The 24983-nt window shown below is 38.5% G+C and carries 23 protein-coding genes; 3 read left to right on the forward strand and 20 right to left on the reverse strand.

Going from position 1 to position 24983, the window contains the following annotated elements; genetic code table 11:
* Positions 1 to 7: 7 nt before the first annotated feature.
* From lacC to A5816_RS10320, 6 genes are read right to left on the reverse strand one after another with little or no spacing between them, the layout of a single operon-like run.
* On the reverse strand, positions 8 to 934 hold the full coding sequence (gene lacC, locus A5816_RS10295) for a tagatose-6-phosphate kinase (protein WP_002372543.1): 927 nt from the start codon (positions 932 to 934) through the stop codon (positions 8 to 10).
* Positions 931 to 1461 carry a galactose-6-phosphate isomerase subunit LacB gene (lacB, locus tag A5816_RS10300; protein WP_002372540.1) on the reverse strand — a complete coding sequence of 177 codons (531 nt, stop codon included), beginning with the start codon at positions 1459 to 1461 and terminating at the stop codon, positions 931 to 933. The genes lacC and lacB overlap by 4 nt, the downstream gene beginning before the upstream one ends.
* 13 nt (positions 1462 to 1474) lie before the next feature.
* Entirely contained in the window at positions 1475 to 1903 is a 429-nt protein-coding gene (gene lacA / locus A5816_RS10305) for a galactose-6-phosphate isomerase subunit LacA (RefSeq protein WP_002372539.1), read from the reverse strand.
* Between the two features lie 17 nt (positions 1904 to 1920).
* Complete coding sequence (lacG, locus tag A5816_RS10310) at positions 1921 to 3324, reverse strand: 6-phospho-beta-galactosidase (protein WP_002372537.1); 1404 nt, start codon at positions 3322 to 3324, stop codon at positions 1921 to 1923.
* A gap of 11 nt (positions 3325 to 3335) precedes the next feature.
* Positions 3336 to 4997 (reverse strand): lactose-specific PTS transporter subunit EIIC, encoded by a 1662-nt coding sequence (locus A5816_RS10315; RefSeq protein ID WP_002372535.1) that lies wholly within the window; start codon positions 4995 to 4997, stop codon positions 3336 to 3338.
* 15 nt (positions 4998 to 5012) lie between these two features.
* Positions 5013 to 5324, reverse strand: a complete 312-nt coding sequence (locus tag A5816_RS10320; protein WP_002372533.1) for a PTS lactose/cellobiose transporter subunit IIA — start codon at positions 5322 to 5324, stop codon at positions 5013 to 5015.
* 173 nt (positions 5325 to 5497) lie between these two features.
* Here A5816_RS10320 and A5816_RS10325 point away from each other — a divergent pair, with 173 nt between their 5' ends.
* Positions 5498 to 6283 carry a DeoR/GlpR family DNA-binding transcription regulator gene (locus A5816_RS10325; RefSeq protein WP_025478260.1) on the forward strand — a complete coding sequence of 262 codons (786 nt, stop codon included), beginning with the start codon at positions 5498 to 5500 and terminating at the stop codon, positions 6281 to 6283.
* A gap of 148 nt (positions 6284 to 6431) precedes the next feature.
* Here A5816_RS10325 and A5816_RS10330 read toward each other — a convergent pair whose 3' ends face one another.
* From A5816_RS10330 to A5816_RS10340, 3 genes are all read right to left on the reverse strand, one after another.
* A complete protein-coding gene (locus A5816_RS10330; protein WP_002372526.1) occupies positions 6432 to 7331 on the reverse strand; it encodes a metallophosphoesterase in 900 nt (299 codons plus the stop codon).
* A gap of 9 nt (positions 7332 to 7340) precedes the next feature.
* Complete coding sequence (locus A5816_RS10335) at positions 7341 to 7697, reverse strand: iron-sulfur cluster biosynthesis family protein (RefSeq protein WP_002287910.1); 357 nt, start codon at positions 7695 to 7697, stop codon at positions 7341 to 7343.
* 63 nt (positions 7698 to 7760) lie between these two features.
* Positions 7761 to 8342, reverse strand: coding sequence for a GNAT family N-acetyltransferase (locus tag A5816_RS10340; RefSeq protein ID WP_002312367.1), 582 nt, complete (start codon positions 8340 to 8342; stop codon positions 7761 to 7763).
* Positions 8343 to 8571: 229 nt separating this feature from the next.
* On the opposite strand from A5816_RS10340, the gene A5816_RS10345 reads away from it, so the two are divergent.
* Positions 8572 to 8868 carry a hypothetical protein gene (locus tag A5816_RS10345; protein WP_002290488.1) on the forward strand — a complete coding sequence of 99 codons (297 nt, stop codon included), beginning with the start codon at positions 8572 to 8574 and terminating at the stop codon, positions 8866 to 8868.
* Between the two features lie 138 nt (positions 8869 to 9006).
* Here the strand turns inward: A5816_RS10345 and A5816_RS10350 are convergent, their stop codons facing one another.
* The 4 genes from A5816_RS10350 to A5816_RS10365 are packed head-to-tail and all read right to left on the reverse strand — an operon-like array spanning position 9007 to position 12637.
* A complete protein-coding gene (locus A5816_RS10350) occupies positions 9007 to 9960 on the reverse strand; it encodes a siderophore ABC transporter substrate-binding protein (RefSeq protein ID WP_086311292.1) in 954 nt (317 codons plus the stop codon).
* 22 nt (positions 9961 to 9982) lie between these two features.
* Positions 9983 to 10738: an ABC transporter ATP-binding protein gene (locus tag A5816_RS10355; RefSeq protein ID WP_002372520.1), complete on the reverse strand. Its 756-nt coding sequence runs from the start codon at positions 10736 to 10738 to the stop codon at positions 9983 to 9985.
* Entirely contained in the window at positions 10735 to 11694 is a 960-nt protein-coding gene (locus tag A5816_RS10360; RefSeq protein WP_086311293.1) for an iron chelate uptake ABC transporter family permease subunit, read from the reverse strand. Before A5816_RS10360 ends, A5816_RS10355 begins: the two co-directional genes overlap by 4 nt.
* Positions 11687 to 12637 carry an ABC transporter permease gene (locus tag A5816_RS10365; RefSeq protein ID WP_086311294.1) on the reverse strand — a complete coding sequence of 317 codons (951 nt, stop codon included), beginning with the start codon at positions 12635 to 12637 and terminating at the stop codon, positions 11687 to 11689. Before A5816_RS10365 ends, A5816_RS10360 begins: the two co-directional genes overlap by 8 nt.
* A gap of 149 nt (positions 12638 to 12786) precedes the next feature.
* On the opposite strand from A5816_RS10365, the gene A5816_RS10370 reads away from it, so the two are divergent.
* Positions 12787 to 13239: a YueI family protein gene (locus A5816_RS10370; RefSeq protein ID WP_002287902.1), complete on the forward strand. Its 453-nt coding sequence runs from the start codon at positions 12787 to 12789 to the stop codon at positions 13237 to 13239.
* Positions 13240 to 13326: 87 nt separating this feature from the next.
* Here the strand turns inward: A5816_RS10370 and gshAB are convergent, their stop codons facing one another.
* The 7 genes from gshAB to A5816_RS10405 form a co-directional block, all read right to left on the reverse strand.
* Positions 13327 to 15594, reverse strand: coding sequence for a bifunctional glutamate--cysteine ligase GshA/glutathione synthetase GshB (gshAB, locus tag A5816_RS10375; protein ID WP_010731731.1), 2268 nt, complete (start codon positions 15592 to 15594; stop codon positions 13327 to 13329).
* Between the two features lie 186 nt (positions 15595 to 15780).
* Positions 15781 to 16779 carry a signal recognition particle-docking protein FtsY gene (gene ftsY / locus A5816_RS10380; protein ID WP_002287900.1) on the reverse strand — a complete coding sequence of 333 codons (999 nt, stop codon included), beginning with the start codon at positions 16777 to 16779 and terminating at the stop codon, positions 15781 to 15783.
* 11 nt (positions 16780 to 16790) lie between these two features.
* On the reverse strand, positions 16791 to 17600 hold the full coding sequence (locus A5816_RS10385) for a Cof-type HAD-IIB family hydrolase (protein ID WP_002287898.1): 810 nt from the start codon (positions 17598 to 17600) through the stop codon (positions 16791 to 16793).
* A gap of 8 nt (positions 17601 to 17608) precedes the next feature.
* Positions 17609 to 21190 carry a chromosome segregation protein SMC gene (gene smc, locus A5816_RS10390; RefSeq protein ID WP_086311296.1) on the reverse strand — a complete coding sequence of 1194 codons (3582 nt, stop codon included), beginning with the start codon at positions 21188 to 21190 and terminating at the stop codon, positions 17609 to 17611.
* A gap of 19 nt (positions 21191 to 21209) precedes the next feature.
* Positions 21210 to 21896: a ribonuclease III gene (rnc, locus tag A5816_RS10395; RefSeq protein WP_002287896.1), complete on the reverse strand. Its 687-nt coding sequence runs from the start codon at positions 21894 to 21896 to the stop codon at positions 21210 to 21212.
* Positions 21897 to 22243: 347 nt separating this feature from the next.
* On the reverse strand, positions 22244 to 24025 hold the full coding sequence (locus A5816_RS10400) for an oligopeptide ABC transporter substrate-binding protein (protein WP_002315512.1): 1782 nt from the start codon (positions 24023 to 24025) through the stop codon (positions 22244 to 22246).
* Between the two features lie 26 nt (positions 24026 to 24051).
* Positions 24052 to 24966: an ABC transporter permease gene (locus A5816_RS10405; RefSeq protein ID WP_086311297.1), complete on the reverse strand. Its 915-nt coding sequence runs from the start codon at positions 24964 to 24966 to the stop codon at positions 24052 to 24054.
* Positions 24967 to 24983: the final 17 nt, after the last annotated feature.

Raw genomic sequence — 24983 nt, forward strand, 5'->3', positions numbered from 1 at the left:
TATCCTCCTAGACTTCTTTTATTTGTATCTGCTTAATTAATGTATGATAATTTACTAACTCAATATAACCCGTGGTTTCTTCTTGTGCATTTAGTATTCCCAGAGCATTTCCTTGCTTCAGCACCACATCAACTGATTTTTCTTTTTCAATAGCAACCGCTAAACCAGCTAACATTGCATCACCAGAACCTACAGGGTTTACGGCTTTGATTGAAGGGATCATCACATGATAGAATCGATTCGAATGTTTAGCAAATGCACCTTTTCTACCCATCGAGACTACAACCCAGTCAATACCAGCAAATAACGGATCCGATAAAGCTACTTTCAGTTTCTTCACATCCGTAGTGATAGGCTGATCTAATAACTCCGCTAATTCTTGTATGTTTGGCTTAATCAAATACGGTTTAGATTCTCCTTTAAGTACTGTCATCAATGCTTCACCAGAACAATCTAACATGACCGGCTTGGGTCTGCAGACTTGTATCATTTGCTGGTAAAAATCTATCGGAAGTCCTTGAGGCAAACTACCAGAAAAACAAATAACATCAGCTTTTACTGCCAATTTTCCTAAATGATTGAGAAAGTCAGAAGCCTCTTGTGTAGAAACAATTGGTCCCCTTTCTAAGATTTCCGTCTGCTGATCTTCATGTAAAATAGCGATGCAATTTCGTGTTTCGCCTTTGATGGACAAAAATTCATGAAGGATATTATCTTGCGTTAACCTCTCTTTGATTTCTTCCCCTAAAACCCCACCAATTAATCCACTCGCCATCACTTCTGCATCTAATTGTTTCAAAATGCGTGTGACATTCAATCCTTTCCCACCGACTGTTTTTTTCACATTTTTCACACGATTGACTGCATCTAAACTAAATTCTGTTAATGGATAAGAAACATCGATTGAAGGATTCATCGTAATCGTTAGAATCATTGATTAGCCTCACAATCTTGGTATTCATCGCGATTCCATTTTTCGATAAATTCATCAAAAAAATTCGGATCAATTTGATACTCATTAGCTTTTTCGATTTGTTTGATTTTAGCAATCAGTTGCTGGTTCTCATCCGTTTCTTGATAGTTTGCCTGAATGAAAGCATCAAGAATATCACAAATCAAAAATTCTCCAGTAATCCGAGCGCCAAACCCGATCACATTTGCATCCAATTGTTCTTTTGCATAGATAGCTGTTGTCATATCACGCACTAATGCGCTCCGAATACCTGGAACTTTGTTTACTGCATTATTGATTCCTACCCCGGTCCCACATAAACAGACCCCTAGATCTGCTTTTCCCATCACTACTGCTTCTCCTACTTTTTTTCCATAAATAGGATAATGAGTCCGTGTGAAATCATAGGTTCCCATGTCTAATACTTCATGTCCTTTTGCTTTCAAAAAATCTGATAGAGCCATTTTAGTATCTGTGACGATGTGGTCACAACCAATTGCGATTTTCATACTTTCTCCTTTTTTATGCCATTTTATTCAACATATCTACACGAACTTGATGTCTACCACCTGCGTAAGTTGCTTGTAAAAATTCCTTTACGATCGATAACGCTAACTCTTCTCCTACAATCTTCGATCCAAGAGCAATCATGCGAGAATTATTGTGCTCTCTAGTCATATAAGCACTACGTTCGTCTGAAACTACTGCTGCAATCATCCCTTTGACTTTTGTTGCTGTGATGAAGCTTCCTACTCCGTAACTGTCTACTGTAATACCTAAACTTCCTTCATTCTTCATTAGATCATTCGCGACGGCTAAAGTAGATGCTACAAAATCTTCCGAAGGAGTCTCACTTTTATCTGCTATCATAAATCCTTTTTCGATTAGATCTTTCTTGATCACTTCTTTCAGTTGCATTCCATCTTTATCCGAACCGATTACTATACGCATCTTCTTACCTCTCTTCCTTATTCAAGCAATTTGCTGTTGCTGATTTTCTTATACCAATAGGCACTTTTTTTCGCATATCGATTTTGATTTTTAAAATCGACATAAAATAAACCATAGCGTTTCTTATAGCCATTTGTCCATGAAAACACGTCCATCAATGACCATACAAAGTAACCTTCTACATTTACCCCGCGCTCAATAGCTTTTAAAATGGCTTTCAAGTGTACGAAAATATAAGCGATTCGAGAATCATCTTGCACTTGCTTGTCACATAACACATCTTTTTCGCCCATTCCATTTTCTGTTACATAGATTTTTTTATAGTTTGGATACCGTTCCTTGATAAAGACCAACATATCCTCTAGTCCTTGCGGATAAATTGGCCAATCCCAGTCTGTTGTTGGAACTTCAGGGTTATTGACTCTTTCTCCGACCCCTTTCAATGCAAAACGACTACTTCCTTTTTCTCCCGTACCGTTGTGATGGATAGTAGATTCACCAATATAAGCTTTTACGAAATGGCTAGCATAATAATTGACTCCAATAAAATCAATTTGATCAGCTGCATAAGCTAATATCTCAAATTCTTCACGTGTAGTTTTCAACACTCCTTCGTTTTCGCGAAGAATCTCTTCGATGCTCTCCAAAGTATCTTCAGCGTAATATCCCCTATAAGTAGCGTCTAATAAAAATTGATTTGCCAAAATATGTTCTTTTCGTGCAGAACGTTCATCTTCAAGATGATTGGTAATACCATATTTTGATTCCAAGATGTGGACAATACCGATTTCCCCTAGGCACTCCGCCTTTTTATACTTTTCCACTACTTTTGCATGGGCAACCATCATGTTGTGCATGGCTTGGATGGCTTTTGGAAGATCGTATTTTATATTCGGTGGAAAATGACCAATAATGTATTGACCAGCTACTACAGACCAAGGCTCATTGAACGTGATCCAATAATTTACTTTGTTCCCATATTCTTTGAAACAAAACTCCGCAAAATCAACATAAGCAATAATCGTTTCTTGAGAAAGCCAATCGCCCTTTTCGAACAAAGATAAAGGGGTGTCAAAGTGATGCAAGGTGACAAAGGGTTCCACTCCATTAGCTATACATTCATCAATCAATTTGTGATAAAACTGAACACCGGATGGATCAAATTTTCCGACACCTGAAGGAAATATCCGTGACCAAGCAATAGAAATACGAAGACCATTGATACCGAATGCACGGCAGAATTCTAGATCTTCTGGGTATTTATGATAAAAATCACTTGCTAGACTTGGATCAAACATACCTTGCTCTTTTAAATAATCATCCCAATAATTCTTCCCTCGATTTCCTTCTAATAGTGCACCTTCTGCTTGAAAAGCAGCTGTCGCAGCACCAAAAACAAAATGTTCCGGAAACTTATTCATTCTTTACCTCCTTAAATTAAATTCTTAAAAACAAAATCTACTGCTTGATTCGGCGCTTTCGCTAAAGCCACATACTCCGCTCCACTAGTAGAAACAGCTTTTGTTTTGTAATTTTTTACATCTTCTTCCAACTCTTTAAACATTGAAGCCATTTGTGGAGCTAAAACGATCAAATCAAATTCATTGATTAAATCTTTGTGTTGCCCATAAGCCATTGCTGTAGATTCAATATCGATAGCTCGAGCTTTAGCACCTTTTTTGATTGCATTAGCCAACATAGAACTTGTTGCACCATTTGCACATAGAACCAATACATTTTTTTGACCACCTTCTTCCATTAACCCTGTAGTCACTTGTTCAGCTATAGGAGGTTCTTCTGTAAAGATTGGTTCAGCCTTTACTTCCTCAAGGTTTTCTTTTGCCACTAATTCATTGTCGTATGCTTTGAAAAATGGAAAATATATTAAAAAATCAACGATCAGTAATAGTATGACTAATAAAACTGCTAATCCAGCAAATCCTGTTCCTAAAATCAAACCAATTGGTCCAGGCGTTGTCCATGGCAAATTATAAATAAATCCATCCATCCCTAAAGTATCGACGAAAAACTTAAAAATCCACACATTTAAGATTGGCGCAGTCACAAAAGGAATAAAGAAAATCGGGTTCAAAACAACTGGTGCACCAAACAGGATCGGTTCATTCACACCAAATAACACAGGGATAGCAGAAGCACGGCCAATCGTTTTCATTTGCTTCGACTTTGCCAAAAAAGCAAACATGAATGTTAGGATAAGCGTAGCTCCTGTACCACCTAAAGTAGCGACAAAATATTGGATCCCTTGAGAAAGAATCCGTGGTGCATGTTCACCACTTTGATAGAGCTGAAGATTCGCTTCAACATTTGTAATATAGATTGCCGCAACTGCAGGTTCTACAATAGAAGGTCCGTGGATACCGACAAACCAGAAAAAAGCCATTGCACCAAAAATCAATGCCAGTCCTAAATATCCATCTGCAGCACTAAAAATTGGCTGGAACAATTCAATAATCTTTTCTGAGAATCCTGTTCCTGCTAAATGCCTGAACCCTAAGTCGAATAACCAAAAAAAGACAGTTACTAATGTGATTGGGATAAGATCTTTGAATGTCTGCGAAATATTCCCTGGAACTTCTTCAGGCATTTTTACAGTGATATTGTTTTTGACACAGAAACGATAGATGTTTGGGACAATAAATCCGACTACAAAAGCTGTCAACAATCCTTTTGTTCCCATAAAATCAGAAGAGAAACCGCCTTCAATCGTATCCACGCCAATAATCACAAATCCGATAAATGCTGCGATCATCGTTGAAGTAGGATTGATTTGATTGGTTTTAGGTAGTTTATTATTAAAAGTCTCTGTCAAACTTTTTGCCACAGTAGCGGCCATAAGCAAACCTAGAATACCCATTGATCCGTTGTAAGCCTTCATTAGAATCGTTTCGATTGATGTATCCCAATGGAAACCGAAAGCATTTGGAACATAAGCAGCTAACAAAAAGAAACTTGAAAAAAGAATCACTGGTATAAGGCTGATAAAGCCATCTCTAATCGCTCTCAAGTAAGGATTATTCGAAATCTTTTCAAAATGAGGTTTCATCTTTTCGATTGTTTGTATCAGCTGTTTCATACTGCTTCTGCCCCCTTACGCTTTTTTGTAGATATTGAATAAATGTCTGATCGTATCTTTCAACAACATCGTCGTCATCAAGTGATCTTGTGCATGGACCATGATAAAACCGATTTCGATTGATTCACCGTTTGCCTCAGCTGCTAACATTTGTGTTTGAGATTTATGTGCCTCCATCAAACTGGTATGAGCTTCTTCTACTAGCCGCTCTGCTTGCTCAAAATTTTTCTTTTCTGCTTCTTCAAGCGCTTCCATTAATTTGGATCGTGCTTCTCCTGCAAATGCAACTACTTCAAATCCAATCATTGCTGCTTCTTCTTTATTCATCGACTTCTCCTTTTTGTTTATTTTTGTTTGTTTTTGTTTCTTCCAAACATATCATAAAAGAAGAAGTCATTCCTGTCAATAGCAGAGTTACTGTTTAAAATTGACTTTATTTTCAAAATATAATATGTTTAATTCGGACATAAAAGAAGGACTTGAACGAGGGGCAAGAAAAAATGATAAAAGAAGAACGTCAAAAGTATTTGATGGATTTATTGAGCCAATATAAATTCTTAAAAGTAAGAGACATCGTCAATGAACTTAAAATAACTGACATGACTGTTCGTAGAGACTTTCAAGAATTAGAAGATAAAGGACTGATCATTCGTGTACATGGTGGTGCAAGAATCATTGAAGACAATAAGAATGATATACTTACTGAGCTAAGCCATCGAGAAAAACAACATATCCATCTCAATGAAAAATTGGAGATTGCAAAGATCATTGCTAAGAATATATTCGAAGACGAGACTGTTTTTTTGGGTGCAGGTACAACCATCGAACTGGTCTATGAGTTTTTAACCGTGAACCATGCCAAGATCATCACGAATTCCATTCATGTATTCGACAAATTCAAACATGATCCAAGATTTGAATTGATTTTGATTGGCGGTTCTTATCGGAGTAAAACAGGTGCATTTGTGGGGACGATTGCAAATGATTTTATTTCAGGAATCCATGTGATGAAAAGCTTTATCGGAGTAAATGGATTAGATACATCTGCTATCTATACTTCAAATGAAGACGAAGGATTAACTCAAAAATGTGCGTTGAATATTGCTGAACAGAGATTTATTGTTGCTGATCACCATAAAATAAATAAAAAAGATTTTTACAGTTTTTATTCTTTAAAAGACGCTGACTACCTAATCACTGACTCAATGATTACTGCGGAAGATCAAGAAATACTCGGAAAGAAGATTCCTATATTATCTTCTAAGGGACGACTTGATTTATCTTGAATAGAATGAATTTTCCGCTATTGCTTTCTCTCATGATGCCACAGATATAGAAAAACAAAAAAACTTGGTACACGAATGTTGTACCAAGTTTTTTTGTTTTTCTAGAATGTGTTTATCGATCAATCATACACAGGTGTAACTGTTTCTTTCAATACGAAATGATCGTCATCGCTTGTTCAAATTCCTCTTGTAAATGTTGTGTTTGATAGGCCTGAAAAGCTGGGTGATGGGCACGCAAGAGTACACGTAATTTCATAGGATCATAGCTGTCTAACAACTGTTCTTTCAAAACAAAATCACGAGTCAGTTGCCATTCATAATAATAACCGAATGGTCGACAACTATAAATTGCTCCATGGATCAACTGATCTTCGAACCGCCGATGCGTATGACCAAAAACTACTTGTTTGATATTTGAGTAATGGTCTAGTAATTTTCCGAATGATTCTGATCCTAAAAACGCATTTAATTTGTTCCAACGCTCATAAGGAGCAGATTGATACACGATAAATGCTCGTTTAGGAACGAAATGAGTGGATAAGATGACCTCAAGCTTTTTTGCTTCCAACTGGTCTAGCAATTTTTTTGCAGCTGCAAGCATTTCTGCATTGACCTCGAGATCTGTTTTCCCACGCTGGATGAACCGATCATACCAATACAAACGTTTCATTCGTACGATTGCATCGTAATCTTTCAATTCGGAAAACTGATAGTCGTACCAGCCATTCATCCCTAAAAGAACAGTCTGCTCATTTAAAGCAATATACCGTTCATTTAAAAAATGTGGGTCTGGAAAATGGTCCATCATCTGTTCATTGGGCACATCTGCCAACTCGTGATTGCCGAAATGAAATGTCGTAGATAATCCTTTATTGACGAAAAATTCGACAACAGCTAGGCAACGATCTACTTTATTGGCCGTATCTCCGGCTAGATGAAGCCGAGTGATCTTGTGCTTTTGCAAAACTTGCCAAAGCTGCATCAGCTCTGATTCGCCGAATTTATTGATGTCCACATGTAAGTCGCTGATGATCGCCAATTTTCCCATTTTATCCCTCTAGTCTTTTCGAACAACTTGCAAGTTGCCTTTTCTCAAGCCGCTTGGTCCTTTTAATTGTAAACTATTATAAGTTGGTTCTAAAGCAAGTGTTGATGGATCATCCATGTAAAGTATTGCACTGTCTTTGATTTTGATTGGTCCAACTGGTGTATCAGCCACAACAGAATAAAGACTTAGATCTGTTTGTGTATCTTTTTTAACAATGATCAATCGAAATGCCGTGTCTAATTGGCAACTGACTTGGCTTTCTGCAAATGGACCGTCGCCGTTTTCGATATCTAATAAAAGTTGATCATCTGCTTCTAATTTATTTTTCAATACTTCTTGTGCTTCTTTTGTCACTTCTAATTTCATCTGTATCACCTCACGTCATAGAATAATCACTTTATTCATCAGATGCAACTAATTTGTCTGGTTTTAGCTGTTTTCTGTTTGTTGGAGAGCCAACCATTCGGATCTTGTGATTCCTCTTATCACTAAAGAAACCACTTCACCATTTCTTCGCTCAGCATCTGAGATCAATCCTTCTTTTTTCATATGTAACTTCTCCATTACCCGTCCCGAATTGGAATTTCTCACGTCATGGGTAGCAAAGATCCTTACAAGATCTAATTGTTCGAAACCTAGTTTCAGCAAAGCAGCGGTAGCTTCAGGCATATAGCCATTTCCCCAATAGGCAGAATTGAGCGCATAGCCGATTTCGGCAGTCCCGTTATGGTCATTCACACGAATATCTGTCGTTCCGATCAGTTTACCTGATTTTTTTAGTTCTATACCATATTTTCCTAAAGGATCCTTTATAAAGGATGTAGCAATATTTGCTCTTGTTTCTGCTAATGATTGGTTTGCGGGAAAGAGGAACCGTGTCGTTACCTCATCACTTGCATATTCATATACATCCTCTGTATCTGCTAAAGTGACGGGTCGTAAAATAAGTCGTTCTGTTTCTATCCATTGATTTTCTGCCAGTACAAGGTCTGTTTTAATTTCTTCTCCCATCTAAATCCGCTTCTTTCGTTATTTTTTCTCTACTATAGCGAAGCAGGCTCCAAAAAGCAACCTGTTATTTGTCCAACCTTATCCATTCCTTAAATAACAAAATATATTCTAAAAAATAAACATCCCTTAATAACTATTGGAAAAAGAATAACTTTTTGTTCACGGATTATTAACAACTCTTCGGTAAAGTAAACTTATCAAATAAAAAGACTTCTTTGGAGGAATCACTATGAAAGAATATATAAAAAGTATCTATTTTATCGAAGAAACACAAAACATCGAGGGTTCTTATATTGAAGTAAAAACACTTTTTGTCAATGAAGATAAAACAAAAGCATTGGATATCTATAAAAAATTAGCTGCAAAACAAACGAATAGTTTTGGATTGATATTAAGCGAGTATAAGATCAAAGCAGAAGAAAGTTATTTCTATCAATTATTAAAACGTTGGAGTAAGCTTCCCGCCGATTTTTATCGAAAAATGCAGATCATCAACTATCAACCGCTTGCTGAGACACATGCGTGAATAAAGGTTGTGAAATCAGCTCTTTAACCTGAGTATTAAAGAAAAAAGATTTCCCAAACACATAAAAACCGACCTCTAAAGTTAGCTGGAAAATCTAACTTTTAGAGGTCGGTTCAATTTTTTCGATTATTTTTGATTCTACTTAAATGCTTGATCCACATCTTCGATCATCAGTTTCATTGACTCTAAACCGCCCCCGCTTAAATACCAAACATCTGGTTCAAGGGAGATGATCTGCTGATTTTTACCAGCATTCGTTTGTGCTACCAGTTCATTGGCAGAAATATCATCTTTGCTGTCGTCTCCACCAATAGCTTTTGTTCGGTCTACCACAAATAAGATATCCGGATTTTTTTCCAGCACATATTCATAAGAAACACTTTGACCGTGAGTGGATGCTTCGATTTGATCATCTGCTTGTTCAACGCCAAATAAATCATGGATGAAACCAAATCTAGAACCTGATCCATAGGCTGATAATTGCCCTTCATTCACAAGTGTGACTAGTGCTTTTTTGTCAGACGCTTCTGCTTTCTTTTTCGTCTGATCGATTGCATTGGATAATTCCTCTAATTGAGTTTTGGCTTCTTCTTGCTTGCCAAAGATCTCCCCTAAAGTAGTGACATTTTGCTGGAAAGATTCCCATGGCTTTTTCGCATCTAAAGAAAGGAAAATAGTCGGAGCGATTTGACTTAGATCTTTTTGAAAATCTCTTTGTCGGCCAGAAATGATGATCAGATCTGGCTGAAGCTGATTGATTTTTTCTAAGTCTGGTTCTTTGATCCCACCTGCTGATTCCACTTTTTTATAGGAGGAAAGATACTCTGGAAGGCTGCTCGTAGCTGCTCCAACTACCTTATCTCCAACACCAAGAGCATCCATCGTATCTAAAGAACCATTGTCGAATACGACGACTTTTTTAGGATTCTTTGGCACCTCGATTTGATCGCCATTACTGTCTTTTATCGTTAATGCCGTTTCAGCTTGCGTACTGCTTTTCTTTGTATCTGCCTGACTGGTGTTGTTACTATTTCCACATGCTGCTAAACCAAATGATGCTAGAATCAAAATACCTACTACTAATTTTTTCATCTCTTCTCTCCTAATGTTAGTTTTAGAAATAAAGACAGAATCTGCGGCCTTCAATCTCACAAATCCGTATGTCCATTTCGTACAATTCATCCAATACATCTTTTTTTATCATTTCTTGGGTCGTTCCTTGCGTAAATAACTGCCCCTCTTTCATTGCAACGATCTCGTCTGCATAACTTGCAGCAAAGTTGATATCATGAAGAACGATAACAATTGTTTTCCCAATTTCTTGTACTAACTTTTTTAAAATCTGCATGATTTGAACAGCAAAATTCATATCCAGATTGTTCAAAGGTTCATCCAGTAAAATATAATCCGTGTCTTGCGCTAGTACCATTGCAATATACGCACGTTGGAGTTGACCTCCTGAAAGAGTGTCAATCGATTGATCTGCTATTTCTTCTAACCCGAGGTGTTCCAGTGATTCCTGAACGATTTTTTGATCTTTTGTCGTCAATTTTCCTTTCGTATAAGGAAATCGTCCAAATTCTACTAATTCTTTCACGGTGATTTGGACATTTATTTCATTCGATTGTCGCAAGATCGATAATTTTTTGGCTAATTCATTGGATTTCCAAGCCTTTACTTCGTTATGGTCTAAATAGATTTCACCTGTATCTTTTGGTATCAAACGACTGATCATCGACAACACAGTTGACTTTCCAGCACCATTTGGACCGATAAAAGCAGTCAACTTCTTTTCAGGAATCGTTAACTGTACATCTTTGACCACTGATTTTCCATGGTACAGTTTATTGACCTTTTGTAAATCGATCATAGGATACTCTTCCTTTCGCGAATCAATTTTGTGACAAAATAAATTCCTCCGACAAATTCAACGACGACACTCACTGTTGTATTCCAGCCGAAAATCTGCTCTACTGCGAGCTGTCCGCCTGTCAGAAACAGCATAGCTACCAGAAAACTTCCGATAAATAGCTGACCATGACGATAAGTAGAAAATACACGGTAACTGACATTTGCGACAATAAACCCTAAAAAAGTAACTGGACCCACAAGAGCCGTTGATGTTCCTGTCAGAAGACTGACACAACACAAAATAAAAAATTCAAATCGATCTGTTTCTACCCCAAGGTTTACAGCTTGTTCATTCCCAAGATGGAAAACGTCTAGCACATGTCGATATCGAAATAACAGGAACCAACAGCCGATAATGATCAAAGAAGCAGGCAAAAGATACTGGCTTTGGATATTGCCAAAACTTGCAAATAATCTCCCTTGAAGCAAATCATATTCATTCGGATCCATGATAACTTGTAAAAAGGTACTGACACTACCAAAAAGCGTACCTAAAATCATCCCTGACATCAGTAACAAAAAAAGATTCGCTTTCATTTTTTTCAAAAGAAAGAAAAATAACAACAGACTCAACCCGACCATCAGCCCAACGTTCAATAAGAAAAAAACTGTACCTGTCTGCTGAAGCATCGTCACTCCTCCGATAAAGAAGAAAAGGACCGTTTGGACAAGGACATATAACGACTCAAGTCCCAATACTGAAGGAGTCAAAAACTGGTTATGCGTAATTGTCTGAAAGCTGATCGTAGCACTGCTGACAGCTAGCGAGACAAGGATAAATGCAAAAATTTTCTTACTCCTCAATGCCCACGCAAAATGCCAGTTTCCATATGTATGGATCGTCAAGTACACTCCTGTAACAAATAGAACAAGAACAAGCATACCAATAAAAATAGACGGCTTTTTTTTAAGCATATCGTCGCCCCCTTATCAGAAGATAAAGGAAGATAGCCCCACCGATGATTCCAACGATCACACTGACTGGTATTTCATAAGGAAAAATCAACACACGAGCGACAAGATCGCAAAATACTAAGAACAAACTACCTGCTAAAGCAGTTACGCTAATTGTTTTGTGCACTTGATCTCCGTATATTCTAGAGACAAGATTCGGAATGATCACTCCGATAAAAGGAATGCTTCCCACCATGATCAACATGACTGCACTAGCCAATGAAACCAAGCCAATACCTAAAAACTGCATCTTCTGGTAATCTATTCCCAAATTTACTGCAAACGATTCGCCCAGACCAATGATTGTAAATCGGTAAGCAAATAGCCAAACCACGAGCAGCAATGGAACAACAGCATACAGTAACTCATAATTTCCTCGTATCACAGTCGCAAAATTCCCTTGAAGCCACGAAGTCATATTTTGTACCAATTGGAATTGATAAGCAAAAAAAGTAGCAACTGAACCAATGATATTCCCTAACATGACCCCAATCAACGGAAGCATCAATTGATTTTTCTGGGGGAACAATCGCGTAAGGGATAAAAAAAGCAATGTTCCTGCGAAAGCAAAGCAAAATGCAGTCAAGGATCGGACAATCAAGGATGCACCAGGTAGGAAAATCATGGCCACTAAAATACCTAAACGCGCACTATCCATCGTACCCGCAGTCGTCGGTGAAACAAATTTATTTTGGGTCAAATGTTGCATGATCAACCCACAAATGCTACTAGTCGCTCCCACAAGAATCAAACAAATCGTTCGCGGCAAACGAGTCGCTAGCAAGATTTGTAAACTTTGCCCATTTAACTGGAGCAATTCTGACAATTGTACATTCGATACTCCAATGAACAATGAAATACTACTTAAAATAACTAATAATGCTACTAGTCGTCCGTAGCGCATCCAATCCACCTTTCTAATTGAGAATGATTTTCATTCTTATTTTAAGTGAATCGTTGAACAAAAGCAACCGCTTTTTCATATGTTTTAGGTATTATTGGGAATATGCTATAATCGTAAGAAAGACAAAGAGAAGAAGGAGGGTATTTTTTATGGCACAAGATGATGTAAAAAGCCATTTGGATAAGGGACTTTATGGTACACCTTTAGTGAACCCTGAAGAACAGCATAAATATTTAGGGACATTCAGGGAACGTTGCTATCTTAGTATGACTGTTGCTGAAATGATCCAACCGAAAAACAAAGAAAACTTTTTAAAAGAACTCAAAAAACATCCAGATGCTTCCATACTCTTGAATGGGGCTCTACCCCTTTCTGTCCAAAACCAATATATCCAGCTAGCAACGAAAAACAATAGCCGATTTACTGTAGTCAACGATTACGTCACTGCAAATCCTGAGGAATTCGGATTGCTCTTAACAGCAAAAGAAGCAGTAAATGAACCTGTGATCGATATCGAAAAAAAATACCCAGAAGAAAACTCTTCGCCAGCTGAAAAAGAAAAACCAAAAAAGAAAAAAAGCTTCTGGGATCGTTTATTTTAAAACGAAAAAACACATAAATTTTTACATGCAAAAAAGCTTTTGAACAGATTGACATCAAATAGGACAATCTGTCAAAAGCTTTTTCGTTTAAAATACTTCAGGATATAACAATTTCAATACATTCATCGTCAATCTTCTGCCTTTTCCTGCAAAAGGATAAACATGCATATGCATCGCTGGATTGAAATTTGCTTCGATGATCCCGTATGCTTTTTTATCGGTTGTAGGATCGATTTCTTTATCTGGTATGATCAAATCAATACCACTGATTTTAGCTCCTAGTGCTTCTACCGCAGAAACGGCGATTTTTTTGTAAGCTTCAGAAAATTCATCAGTCATATCGATCGAATCACCGCCCGTACTGATATTTGAGTTCTCCCTTAGATAAACAATTTGATTGGCTTGGGGAACTGATTCGATCGTTAACCCTTGTTCTTTCAACATCAATTGTTCTAATTCGCCTAATTGGATCAATTCCAACGGTGCACGATGATTCGTTCCACGCAAAGGGTCACTATTTTTTTCTTCAACAAGTTCTTTCACTGTTCGGATACCGTCACCAATAACATTAGCAGGGACTCGCAACATGATGGCTTGGACTTCTCCATCGATTACAAAGAAACGATATTCCGTTCCCGGCATAAATTCTTCTACTAAAACCGAGCTGTCTTCACGAAAAGCAATCGCCAATCCTGCTTGATAATCCTCCAGATCAGCCCCTTCCTTGAAAATCGTGATACCCAACCCGTAATTTGTGGACTTAGGTTTGATCACAAAGGCCTGATCGGCAAATCTTGGATAAGCTTTTACGGCTTCTTCCATGGATGAAAATTCTGCGCCACCTGGCACTCGGAACCCAGCTTCTTTTAAAACTTTTTTCGTTACTGTTTTGTTTTCCATGATAAGTGGAACGATATAGCTGTCCTTACTTGTCATGTTTGCATTTTTCACATATTCTACATGGTCTTGGAATTGCAGACGCAAAAATTGATCCGACTCATCTAATACTTTGACTTGGACACCTTTTTGGATGGCATCGAACATAAATATCTGAGTAGAAAGTTCCATTTCGCGAAAACCAGCCAACTGATAGGGACGTTCATGACTTTCTTTATAATATTGATGTCCCAATGCCACAGCAACTTCTTGCTGACTCGATAGCTGTGCTTCTTGATAGAGTTTCGCTGCTAATGTTTGTTCGGGATGATCCATTTGAATCAATGCTTCCTCCACTAAATAAAGAGAATCCAACCAATCCAATTCAACCAACATTTGCTTCATCCCTTCAAGGATTTCTCTACCTTCTTGATGAAATTCTGTTTGATCTGATGGTTGTTCTAGTGCTACTTTGTTATTTCGAGTTGTACCTTCTGCCACCCATTGGTCACTGTCTTCTTTTTCTTCTGTCCATAGCATATACATCAGGAATAATTGTAAGAAACGAACTTGTTCCGGATTGATTCCCAGCCTTGCGTAAGGGTTCAGATCGATATTCCGCAATTCAATATAACGAACGCCTGTTGTTGCTAAATCTGCGACTTTCTTTCCGCCTCGGAAACGAAGCGGTGTATAAAATTCTTTCTCCTCTGAAAGTTTCCCTTCTTCGATCATTCTCTCAATATCTGCTAAATACTGTTTCATGGAAGCATAGGAAACTTTCACATTTGGATGATTCGTATAGCCTAGCGCACTGTTTCGAATACTGCGAACAGGTTCTTGCGGATGCGATTCATTTATAAAATAGTTTTTCTCACTCATCGGTGAAGCACCAAATAAATAAGTGATCATCCAGCGATAACGTAAAAAATTTCTCGCTGTTTTCAAATAAAGTTCTGTTTTGAATTCAGAAAAATCCTGAAATTCTTCCTGATGGCTGAACAATGTTCTTAACAATTCGTCACCAAATTCAAAATTGAAATGGATGCCGCTTACCATCTGTTTTCGCTTCCCATATTCTTTTGCTAAATAACGTCGATACAAGACATCTTCGAAATTTTTTAATTTTGCAATAATGATTTCTTCGTCTTTTTCCGGTAAGGCAGGTGGCATACTTAATGGCCAGATCATCTCTTCTTTCGGTATAGAACGAGCAGTCACATCATAAACAGCAGCCAGATACTGAAATAATTCGGGAATAGAATCGGTAACAGGGGTGATCATCTCTGTTTGTGTTTCGCTAAAATCTGTTTGGATATAGGGGTGATAGGATCGATCGCCAAAAATTGCTGGATGATCGGTTTTTGCTAGATTTCCTGCAAGATCAACCCGCTGTCCTTCCCGTTCTATACCAAATCGAGCTTGGTCGATAAAAGGGCGCGCATTGTCATGCAATAATAATTGCTTAAAATTCATCATTAAGTGACCTCCAATTCATATGAATCTAATTATAATCAAAAAGTCTAAGAAAAAGAACGAAATTGTTTGAGAACCGCTTACAAATAAGTATAAAAATGAAGGCATCAAAAACACAGCTATGTTAAAAACAATCATTCAAACAAGGAGCTGCAACTTTTGTCACAGCTCCTGCTTTTTAGACATGGGTTATTCTTCTTTTAGTAATCCTTTGAATAATCCAACGACAAAATCGTTTGGATCAAACGGCTCCAAGTCATCGATTCCTTCACCAAGACCGACCAATTTCACTGGTAAATGCAATTCATTACGGATAGCAAGTACGATACCGCCTTTTGCTGTACCATCTAATTTTGTCAAAACAAGACCGGTCACATCTGTTGTTTCTTTGAATTGTTTTGCTTGAACCATCGCGTTTTGACCAGTTGTTGCATCTAATACAAGTAATGTTTCTTGGGGTGCTTCTGGTAATTCCCGCTGGATTACTCGTTTTATTTTTTCTAATTCGTTCATCAAGTTCACTTTATTTTGCAGTCGGCCTGCAGTATCAACTAGTAAAACATCTGCCTGCTCTGTCTTTGCTCTTTCCAAAGCATCGAATACGACAGCTGCTGGATCGCCGCCTGCATTGCCACGAACAACTTCAACACCAGCGCGTTCGCCCCAGACAACTAATTGGTCGATTGCTCCAGCACGGAAGGTATCTGCTGCTGCCATCAATACTTTTTTACCTTCATTTTTGAACTGATGGGCAAGTTTACCAATACTTGTTGTTTTCCCTACACCATTGACGCCGACAAACAAAATAACTGTTAGTCCGTCTTCTTGGATATTTAGTTCATTTACTTCATTGATTCCTTCCGCTTCATAGAGATCCACAAGTTTCTCGATGATTGCATTTTGGACTTCTGCCGATTTTTTCGCATTTCTGAGTTTCACTTCTTGACGTAACGCTTCGGTAATTCGTATCGCTGTTTCAAAACCTACATCTGCCCCGATAAGTGTTTCTTCTAATTCTTCAAAAAAGTCTTCATCGACTGTTCGAAAATTGGCAAACAGCTCATTCATCCGTTCACCAAATGTTTTACGCGTCTTTTCTAAACCCTTGTCGTACTTCTCCTGTACTTCAACTTCTTCCGTTTTCTCCTCGCCAGTAAAAGCACGCTTGATTTTATCAAAAAATCCCATTTGACTCCCCCCTACTCTAATACAAATTTTTGGATCACTTTGGCTACGCCATTTTCTTCATTGCTGGCTGTCACGAAATCTGCTGCTTCTTTGACGAAAGGCACAGCATTCTCCATCGCTACGCCTAGACCAGCGTATTGGATCATCGGTAAATCATTTTCTTCATCACCGATTGCCATGATTTCTTCTTGTTTCAAACCAAGATCTTTTGCCAATAAAGAAATACCATAAGCTTTTGTGACACCTTTTGGCATAAATTCCAAAAGCATACTTCTCGTTTTGATGATCTCATACATTTCATGGAATTCTGCTGGTATTTCTTTGATTTTAGGATCTAATTCTTCTTGGTCATAAGCGATTACTGCCTTATTAAGCACAAATTCATCTGTAATATCGCTTATATCCGCTGGTTGGAATTGCAGCAGTTTATTCAACACATTGTACAAGGATTGCTTCCTTGGTGCACTAGGCAGCTGTAAAACCACATTGTCAGACAAAACATCTAGTGGCAGATCCAATTGCTGAGCCAATTTGTATAAGCGTTGGATATCTGATACTTCCATCACTTTCTTTTCCATGATTTCACCAGTATCGTTTTTTTGTACCAAACCGCCGTTGAAAGTGATGCTATAGTCACCCTCATCTACCAGCCCTAATTCTTGCAGATAATGCGCCATCGCAGCTAAGGGGCGTCCTGTGCATAGAACGATCTTGACCCCTTGCTGTTTTGCTTGTGCTAATGCTTGTTTATTCTCATCTGAAATTAGCTTTTGTTCATTTAATAATGTACCGTCCAAATCAATTGCTACTAATTTGATCATTTTCGTTCCTACACTTTCGTTTCGTTGATTTTCGCCTCTTCATTGATATCTTCCATCCGTACAGAAACGATTTTTGATACACCGGATTCCTGCATCGTCACTCCGTACAGTACATCTGCTGCGACCATCGTTCCTTTACGGTGTGTGACTACGATAAATTGTGTGTCATCTTGGAAGTCGCTTAAGTAACGACCAAAACGTTTCACATTTGCTTCATCTAACGCTGCTTCTACCTCATCTAAGATGCAAAACGGAACAGGACAGACACGGATAATAGAAAAGAGCAGCGCAATGGCTGTAAGTGCTCGTTCTCCTCCGGAAAGCAAACTTAAACTTTGCAGTTTTTTGCCAGGAGGTTGTACTTCAATCTCAATACCTGTTTTCAGCAGATCAGTTGGTTCTGTCAATACTAATTCAGCTTTACCGCCGCCAAACATATTTGGAAAGACAATTTTGAATTCTTGACGGATAGCTTCAAATACTTCTTTGAATCTTGTCCGCACTTCGTCATCCATCTCATCCATCGTTTCAAACAACTGGTTTTTCGCTGCTAACAGATCATCTCGCTGTGTCGCTAAGAAGGTATGTCTTTCACTAACTTGTTCGTATTGTTCGATTGAATTTAAGTTTACTGGTCCTAGCTTTTCAATTTGTTCTTTTAAGGAAGCAACCTTTATTCTGCTGTCTTCGATATCGGTTGTTTCTTGATAGTCGTGGGAAGCTTTCTCAAATGTCAGCTGATATTCTGACTGCAGATAGGTTAAATGATTATCTAAAATCATTTCAGCTCGGTCTTTTTGGACTTCTAATTTGGATTGTTCCGACAGTCGTGCTTTTTGCTCACGATTACGCTCTGCCAAGACTGCTTCAAGCTCATCGATCTCCCTTTGCCTTCTATCTCGCTGCTCTTTGGCTTTTGCCAACTCGGCTTTCAATGTTTCTCGCTGAGCAGATAATTCGTTAATTTGTTTTTCCAAACTTTCTTCTGTGACTTCATGATCAGAAAAGTCTGCTGTCAATGTCGCCAACTGTTTTTCTATCGCTTCTTGACGTTCGATTGCCTCTGCTTTTTGGACTCGGGCACCGCGGAGCTGGATCTGCAGATGATTAAACTGCTCTTTCAAGACAGCAAGATCTGCTTGTTCTTGTGCTTTTTGACTTTGCACTTGTGCTCTTCTGGCTTCCATCTGGTCACTTTCTTGACTTAAAGATTTGATCTCTTCGTCGATTTGTTGACGTTGCGTTTCAAGATCTGTTTGTTTGTCTTTCAACTCGTTCGTTTGTTTTTCGTAATCTTCGATAAACTGCTGCAGCTCACGTGTCTCAAAAGTTGAGATTTGCTTTTCTTTTTCAAAACGTTCAAGTTCGTTTATGATGTTTTGCAACTGATTTGTCGCTTCTTGTTCTTCAAAACGTAATTGTTCGCCTCGTGTACGCAAAACTTCTTGTTCTTCGGCTAAACGAGCTGTTTCTTGTTGCAGCTCCTGAACTTTCTTTTCTTGCACTTGAAGTTGTTTATCTGCTTCTTCGAATTCACTAGTCAACTGTTTCAATTCTTGGTTCTGTACAAACAAACTGCCTTGGTTTCCTCGTTTGTTCGCTCCACCTGTCATGGATCCTCCGGCATTCATCACGTCACCTTCTAAGGAAACCACTCGGTATTGATAGCGGATCGTTTGCGCGATTGCATTAGCACTAGTTAAGTCTTTTGCTAAAAGGATCGTTCCTAACAGGTTTTGAACCACTGTTTGGATTTGATCAGGATAAGCAACTTGTTCACTGGCAATCCCTATAAACCCTTCTACAGCTGTTGCTTGTGTCAATATATGAGCTGGTAACTGTCTTGGTTTGATTGTCGTCAGCGGAAGGAATGTTGCTCTTCCTCCTCTTTGCTGTTTCAAATACGTGATGGCTTGCCGAGCATCTTTTTCATTTTCAACGATGACATGTTGAGCTGCTCCACCTAAAGCTGTTTCAATGGCTAACGTGAAATCTGCAGGGACGTCGATCAGTTCAGCCACTGCTCCGACAATACCGGAAAGCTGCTGTTTATGCTGCAAGACCAATCGAACGCCTTGGTAAAAGCCAAAATAGTTTTCTTGGATCTCTTGAAGGCTTTTCTGACGAGCACGCAGCTGCTGGACTTGATTCATCAATTGATACATTTTAGGCTGTTCTTTTGCTAATGCTTCTTGGAACTTTTTCCCGTTTCGTTGGATCATTTCTAACTTCTCTTTTGTTTCAGTTAAAGATGATTTTAGCTGCGCCTGCTTTTGTGTCAATTCTTCTTTTTGTAAGATCAATCGGTCTACTGATGCTTCTACTTCCGATTGCTTGGCTAACGTCTGCTTGCTTTTTGCTGTTTCTTGTACATATTGACGTTCCAGATACTTCAGTTCGTTTCCTACAGCTGCTTGTTCTTGCATCAAATCAACATATTGATCTCTTAGTTCTGCCAATAATTCTTTCGTTGATTTTTGGTATTTTTCTAATTCTTGCTGTGTTTTTATGAGATTTGCTTCAGCTTTTTGGATCTCTGTTTCTTTTTCTGCTGCTTCTTTCATCAAGCTTTCTTGAAGCTTTTCAAAATGTTTAACCTTTTTTTGTGCTTCTGCTAATGAAGTTTGATATTCTTGCGAGCTTTTTTGTGTATGCTTTGTCCGCTCCTGCAAAACATCTTTTTGTCCTTCTGTCTGCTTCAGTTTTTCCGAAAGATCTAATAATACTTGCTGATTTTTTTCGATCAGACGATCGGCTTGCGCATTTTCTTTACGCTGCTTCGCCAAAATGGATTCTTGTTCTTGGATCGACTCAGATAGTTTTCCTAATTCTAGATTGAATTTCGCAAGCTGTGCTTGTTTGTTGTCCCAATCTTTTTTTGCTGTCTTGATTTCAGCAACCATCAAAGAAACATCGGTTTGAGTCAGTGTTTCTTTTAGCCGTAAAAACTCCTTTGCTGCCTCACTCTGGGCGGCCAAAGGAGTTAACTGTTCTTCCAATTCATGGATGATGTCTTGGACGCGGCTGAGGTTGTCTTCTGTTTCAAAAAGCTTTTGTTCTGCTTTCTTTTTCCGCTGCTTGTATTTCAACACACCAGCTGCTTCTTCAAAGATCCCACGACGGTCTTCCGGTTTACTACTGAAAATCGCTTCTACTTTTCCTTGAGAAATGATTGAGAATGATTCTTTTCCTAATCCAGAATCTAAGAACAATTCTTGGATATCTTTTAATCTGCAGCTTTGTTTATTGATGAAAAACTCGCTTTCCCCAGTCCGTCGATAACGGCGGGTTACACTGATCTCATTGTACTCCAATGGCAGATAATGATCACTATTGTCTAAAATCACTGTGACTTCTGCAATATTCAGCTGCTTACGGGTATCGGAACCGGCAAAGATGATATCCGGCATTTTTCCGCCTCGCAAACTTTTAGCAGATTGTTCTCCTAATACCCAGCGGATAGCTTCTGTAATATTGCTTTTTCCGCTGCCATTTGGTCCAACCACTGCTGTGACGCTGTTTTCAAAATCAATGACTGTCTTGTCTGCAAATGATTTAAAACCGGCTATTTCAATTCGTTTCAAATACAAAGCTTTCCCTCACTTACTTTTACAGTGCTGCCAATGCATTTTCCGCCGCAGCTTGTTCTGCTAATTTTTTCGATTTTCCTTGTCCAGTGCCAATCAATTGATCATCTACGTAAACTTCGATCCAAAATACTCGTTCATGAGCTGGACCTTCTTCATTGATCAATCGGTATTCGATCGATACATCACCTGATTTTTGCAAGACTTCTTGCAATTTTGTTTTATGATCCATCTCATGTGAAAAAGCACCTGCTTTGACTTTAGGAAAAATCACTTTTTCGATGAACGCATGGGTCGTGTCGAATCCTTGGTCAAGATATAACGCGCCTAAAAAAGCTTCGAATAGGTCGCAAAGCAATGCTGGTCGCGTACGTCCTCCTGAATTCTCTTCTCCCTTGCCCAACAGAACATATTGATCAAAGTGACATTCTTTGGCAAATTTCGATAAACTGTCTTCGCGAACGATCGCTGCTCGTGTTTTTGTCAATTTTCCTTCTGGCAAATGAGGATATAAACGGAATAAATACTGAGAAACCATCAATTCTAAAACGGCATCTCCTAAAAATTCAAGTCGTTCATTATCCGATAATTGCAGATTGCGATGCTCATTCACATAGGATGAATGGGTAAAAGCTTGTTCAAGCAAATTTAGATCGTGAAAAACGATGTTATAATTTTCTTTTAGTTCTTTTGTCAGCTGGTTGTCCATTTTCCACATTCCTTTTATGGATATTTTTTCGATACTTCCTTATTATACTGGTTTTTTGTTAAATTTGAAATGGTTCAGGTAAAAGGTAAGTAAAGCTTTAATAATCCTAGTGATTGACGAGAAGTTGTGAAAAAGCCGTTTAGTTTGGAGTATGAAGAAAAAATTTTGTGAAAATGGCTTTCCATATTTTTGCATAAATTTGACTTAATACCGAGAAACTGGACTTTGAACACCGTTTATTGGAGAAGTCATGAAATCAGCGCCTTGACCTGAATATTAGAGAAATAAACAGAAAAATATTAAAAAACCGAAAAAGGACATCGCCCTTTTTCGGTCATTTTTATTGATTATGAACGTGAATCTGCTGTAACAGAAACATTTGCCCATGGGTTTGGTACATCATAGGACCAATCCCAGTCTTTGACACGGTCGTTCACTGGCAATACTTCGTTACGGAACAACGTTGGAATCGCAAATGCTTCTTCAAACGCATATTGTTGCCATTTTTGATAGGCTTCTTTCAAATAGTCTTCATCAAATGCTTTGCTTGAACTGATATCGTTGATCAACTTTGTATTTTCTTCTGATTCATAACGAGTGTAGTTGAATGCTGCATTTGGTCCCCATAGTCCACTTGGATTTGGATCAGTTCCTGTATTCCAAGCAGCTTGGTAAACATCGATTTCAGGATCATCATTTTCTAATTTATCGTAGAAAGAGTTGAATTCGATCAGACGACCTGTTGTGTATTGGACATCCAAACCGATTTCTTTCCATTGTTGGATATAGTAATCTGCCAATGGTTGCGCTGTTTCTCCACCGGACATCGAAGCAAAGTTGATGGTTAGTTTGTTTCCATCTTTGTCTTCTCTTAAACCATCGTCGTCCACATCTTTGTAGCCGGCATCATCCAATAGTTTTTTCGCTTTGTCTAAATCTTGTGTGAATCCTTTCATCTCATCATCGTGATATGACTGGAATACTGGAGGGATCAATGAAGTCGCATTGCTTCTCAAACCTGCATAGAAACGTTCACCTACTGCATTGTTATCTAATGCATAGCCCATGGCTTGACGTAATGATTTATCAGCCATTTTTGAATCTGGATTGTATTCCACACTCTTTGTATCTGAATTCCATTTACCTAACTTGAATCCTAGATAAGTATAAGAAGTTTGTTCACGGCCTAAGTTTGTATAGCCAGCAATTTCTTTATACGTATCATAAGTATCTGTTGGCATTTGGAAAATCATGTCATATAGCTTAGAGTTCAATGCTTCAGTTGCACTAGCCATCGGTACAGATTTCATCGTGATTTTTTTCAATTTAGGTGTACCGTTCCAGTAGTGCTCGTTTGGTAAGTACTCTACTGATTCTCCTGCAACAATATTACTCATGTAATAAGGGCCGAAAGTCACTGGATTTTTACGTACTTGATCGCTTGATTCCATGTCTTTGATTGCTACACCTTCTAACGTATGTTTCGGTGCTGCATATGTCCAGATACCGCCACCCGATTGAAGCATGCTTGGATTTACTTCTTTATATTCGATTTCAACTGTTTTGTCGTCTATCTTTTTGATTCCAGAGATCGTATCGGCACTTCCATCATGATATTCTTCCATACCTACGATGTTACGGAAAGTGTCGTCATAACGGATACCAGTGTAATCTTTATTCCCAATGATTTCGTAAGGGAAAATCACATCGTCCGCCGTTACATCTTCACCATCTGACCATTTGACGTTGTCTTTTACTTTGATTGTCGCTTTTTTCGTATCTTCGTCTAGATCAAGTGTTGCAGCTCCGTCATCTGTGATTCTAAAATCATCATCGTTTGCAAACAATGGTTCGTGAGAGGGTGCCATAAACGCTGCATCATATGAATCTTGATAAAACTCCCACTGGAACAATCCTTTGAACTGACTGTCCGTTGCGACCGCAGCTTCTAATTCACCGTCTTCGATTGCATCATCATTGTTTTTTGTTGCGATTGGAAAAGTTAATTCCTCTTTGTTATTGCTGTTGCCTCCAGAGTTATTTCCAGAAGTATCTGTACCTCCGCCCCCGCATGCTGCAAGAACGACAGCAGACATCAGCGTTGCAAATCCAAAAATCGTTTTCTTCATTCCTATTTCCCCCTTCGCTTCTATAACTAGCCTAACCGTTGGCGTGCATCTGCAGAACGCTTGAATGCCTGTCCAACATAATTGATACTCAACATCAAAACTAAAATGAGGATTGATGCGGGTAACCAGATCCATTGCCGATTCACTAAGACTTCTCCATTACTTGCATAACCGATCAGTGTACCTAAACTAGGTACATTTGCCGGCAAACCGAAACCTAAGAAAGTCAAAGTTGTCTCGATACCGATGTTTGCCGCAAAGTTCATTGTCAAGTTCGTAATGATCAATGAACTTAGATTCGGCATGATTTCGCGGAACATGATTTTAAAATCACTTGTTCCCATTGTTTTTGAGGCACTGACATAATCTCTTCTTGCTTCAGATAATGTCTTGCTTCGGAATAATCGGGCTTTAGCTACCCAATAAAATGCACTCATGATGAAAATAAAGGACCAGACATTGTATCTAGAAATAATCGATACGAAGACGATGATGATCAGCATGATCGGTAGAATCATGATAAAATCAACGATTCGCATCAAGATGTTGTCAATGATCCCTCCGTAGTAGCCAGAGATGATCCCTAATCCAACCCCGATGATCGAAGTAAGGATCGTGATCGCAAATCCGATCGTAACAGAGTTTCTAGCACCTATGATCAATTGACCTAATACATCACGTCCGCCTTCATCTGCTCCCAGAATGAACTTTTGTCCTTGTGTCGAAACTGCTCCTGGGGCAGCATATTTGTCAAAAATACTAACATACATCACTTTATCTTGATCGGTCAGCGTTGCACCGATAAAAATCACTAATAATAAAACCACTAGCAAACCTAATGAAAAAATAGCGATTTTATCTTTTTTAAATTCTCGAGCAATCATTCGTATCCCCATAGGAGGGATACTTTCTTGAACTGCTGTATTGTTTTTTTCACTCATCGATCCATTCTCCTTTC

The organism is Enterococcus sp. 3G1_DIV0629 (assembly GCF_002141285.1).
GTDB classification, from domain to species: Bacteria; Bacillota; Bacilli; order Lactobacillales; family Enterococcaceae; genus Enterococcus_B; species Enterococcus_B lactis.

Coding starts and splice junctions, on each gene's coding strand:
- lacC (WP_002372543.1), bottom strand. CDS start 934: ATGATTCTAACGATTACGATGAATCCTTCAATCGATGTTTCTTATCCA.
- lacB (WP_002372540.1), bottom strand. CDS start 1,461: ATGAAAATCGCAATTGGTTGTGACCACATCGTCACAGATACTAAAATG.
- lacA (WP_002372539.1), bottom strand. CDS start 1,903: ATGCGTATAGTAATCGGTTCGGATAAAGATGGAATGCAACTGAAAGAA.
- lacG (WP_002372537.1), bottom strand. CDS start 3,324: ATGAATAAGTTTCCGGAACATTTTGTTTTTGGTGCTGCGACAGCTGCT.
- A5816_RS10315 (WP_002372535.1), bottom strand. CDS start 4,997: ATGAAACAGCTGATACAAACAATCGAAAAGATGAAACCTCATTTTGAA.
- A5816_RS10320 (WP_002372533.1), bottom strand. CDS start 5,324: ATGAATAAAGAAGAAGCAGCAATGATTGGATTTGAAGTAGTTGCATTT.
- A5816_RS10325 (WP_025478260.1), top strand. CDS start 5,498: ATGATAAAAGAAGAACGTCAAAAGTATTTGATGGATTTATTGAGCCAA.
- A5816_RS10330 (WP_002372526.1), bottom strand. CDS start 7,331: ATGGGAAAATTGGCGATCATCAGCGACTTACATGTGGACATCAATAAA.
- A5816_RS10335 (WP_002287910.1), bottom strand. CDS start 7,697: ATGAAATTAGAAGTGACAAAAGAAGCACAAGAAGTATTGAAAAATAAA.
- A5816_RS10340 (WP_002312367.1), bottom strand. CDS start 8,342: ATGGGAGAAGAAATTAAAACAGACCTTGTACTGGCAGAAAATCAATGG.
- A5816_RS10345 (WP_002290488.1), top strand. CDS start 8,572: ATGAAAGAATATATAAAAAGTATCTATTTTATCGAAGAAACACAAAAC.
- A5816_RS10350 (WP_086311292.1), bottom strand. CDS start 9,960: ATGAAAAAATTAGTAGTAGGTATTTTGATTCTAGCATCATTTGGTTTA.
- A5816_RS10355 (WP_002372520.1), bottom strand. CDS start 10,738: ATGATCGATTTACAAAAGGTCAATAAACTGTACCATGGAAAATCAGTG.
- A5816_RS10360 (WP_086311293.1), bottom strand. CDS start 11,694: ATGCTTAAAAAAAAGCCGTCTATTTTTATTGGTATGCTTGTTCTTGTT.
- A5816_RS10365 (WP_086311294.1), bottom strand. CDS start 12,637: ATGCGCTACGGACGACTAGTAGCATTATTAGTTATTTTAAGTAGTATT.
- A5816_RS10370 (WP_002287902.1), top strand. CDS start 12,787: ATGGCACAAGATGATGTAAAAAGCCATTTGGATAAGGGACTTTATGGT.
- gshAB (WP_010731731.1), bottom strand. CDS start 15,594: ATGATGAATTTTAAGCAATTATTATTGCATGACAATGCGCGCCCTTTT.
- ftsY (WP_002287900.1), bottom strand. CDS start 16,779: ATGGGATTTTTTGATAAAATCAAGCGTGCTTTTACTGGCGAGGAGAAA.
- A5816_RS10385 (WP_002287898.1), bottom strand. CDS start 17,600: ATGATCAAATTAGTAGCAATTGATTTGGACGGTACATTATTAAATGAA.
- rnc (WP_002287896.1), bottom strand. CDS start 21,896: ATGGACAACCAGCTGACAAAAGAACTAAAAGAAAATTATAACATCGTT.
- A5816_RS10400 (WP_002315512.1), bottom strand. CDS start 24,025: ATGAAGAAAACGATTTTTGGATTTGCAACGCTGATGTCTGCTGTCGTT.
- A5816_RS10405 (WP_086311297.1), bottom strand. CDS start 24,966: ATGAGTGAAAAAAACAATACAGCAGTTCAAGAAAGTATCCCTCCTATG.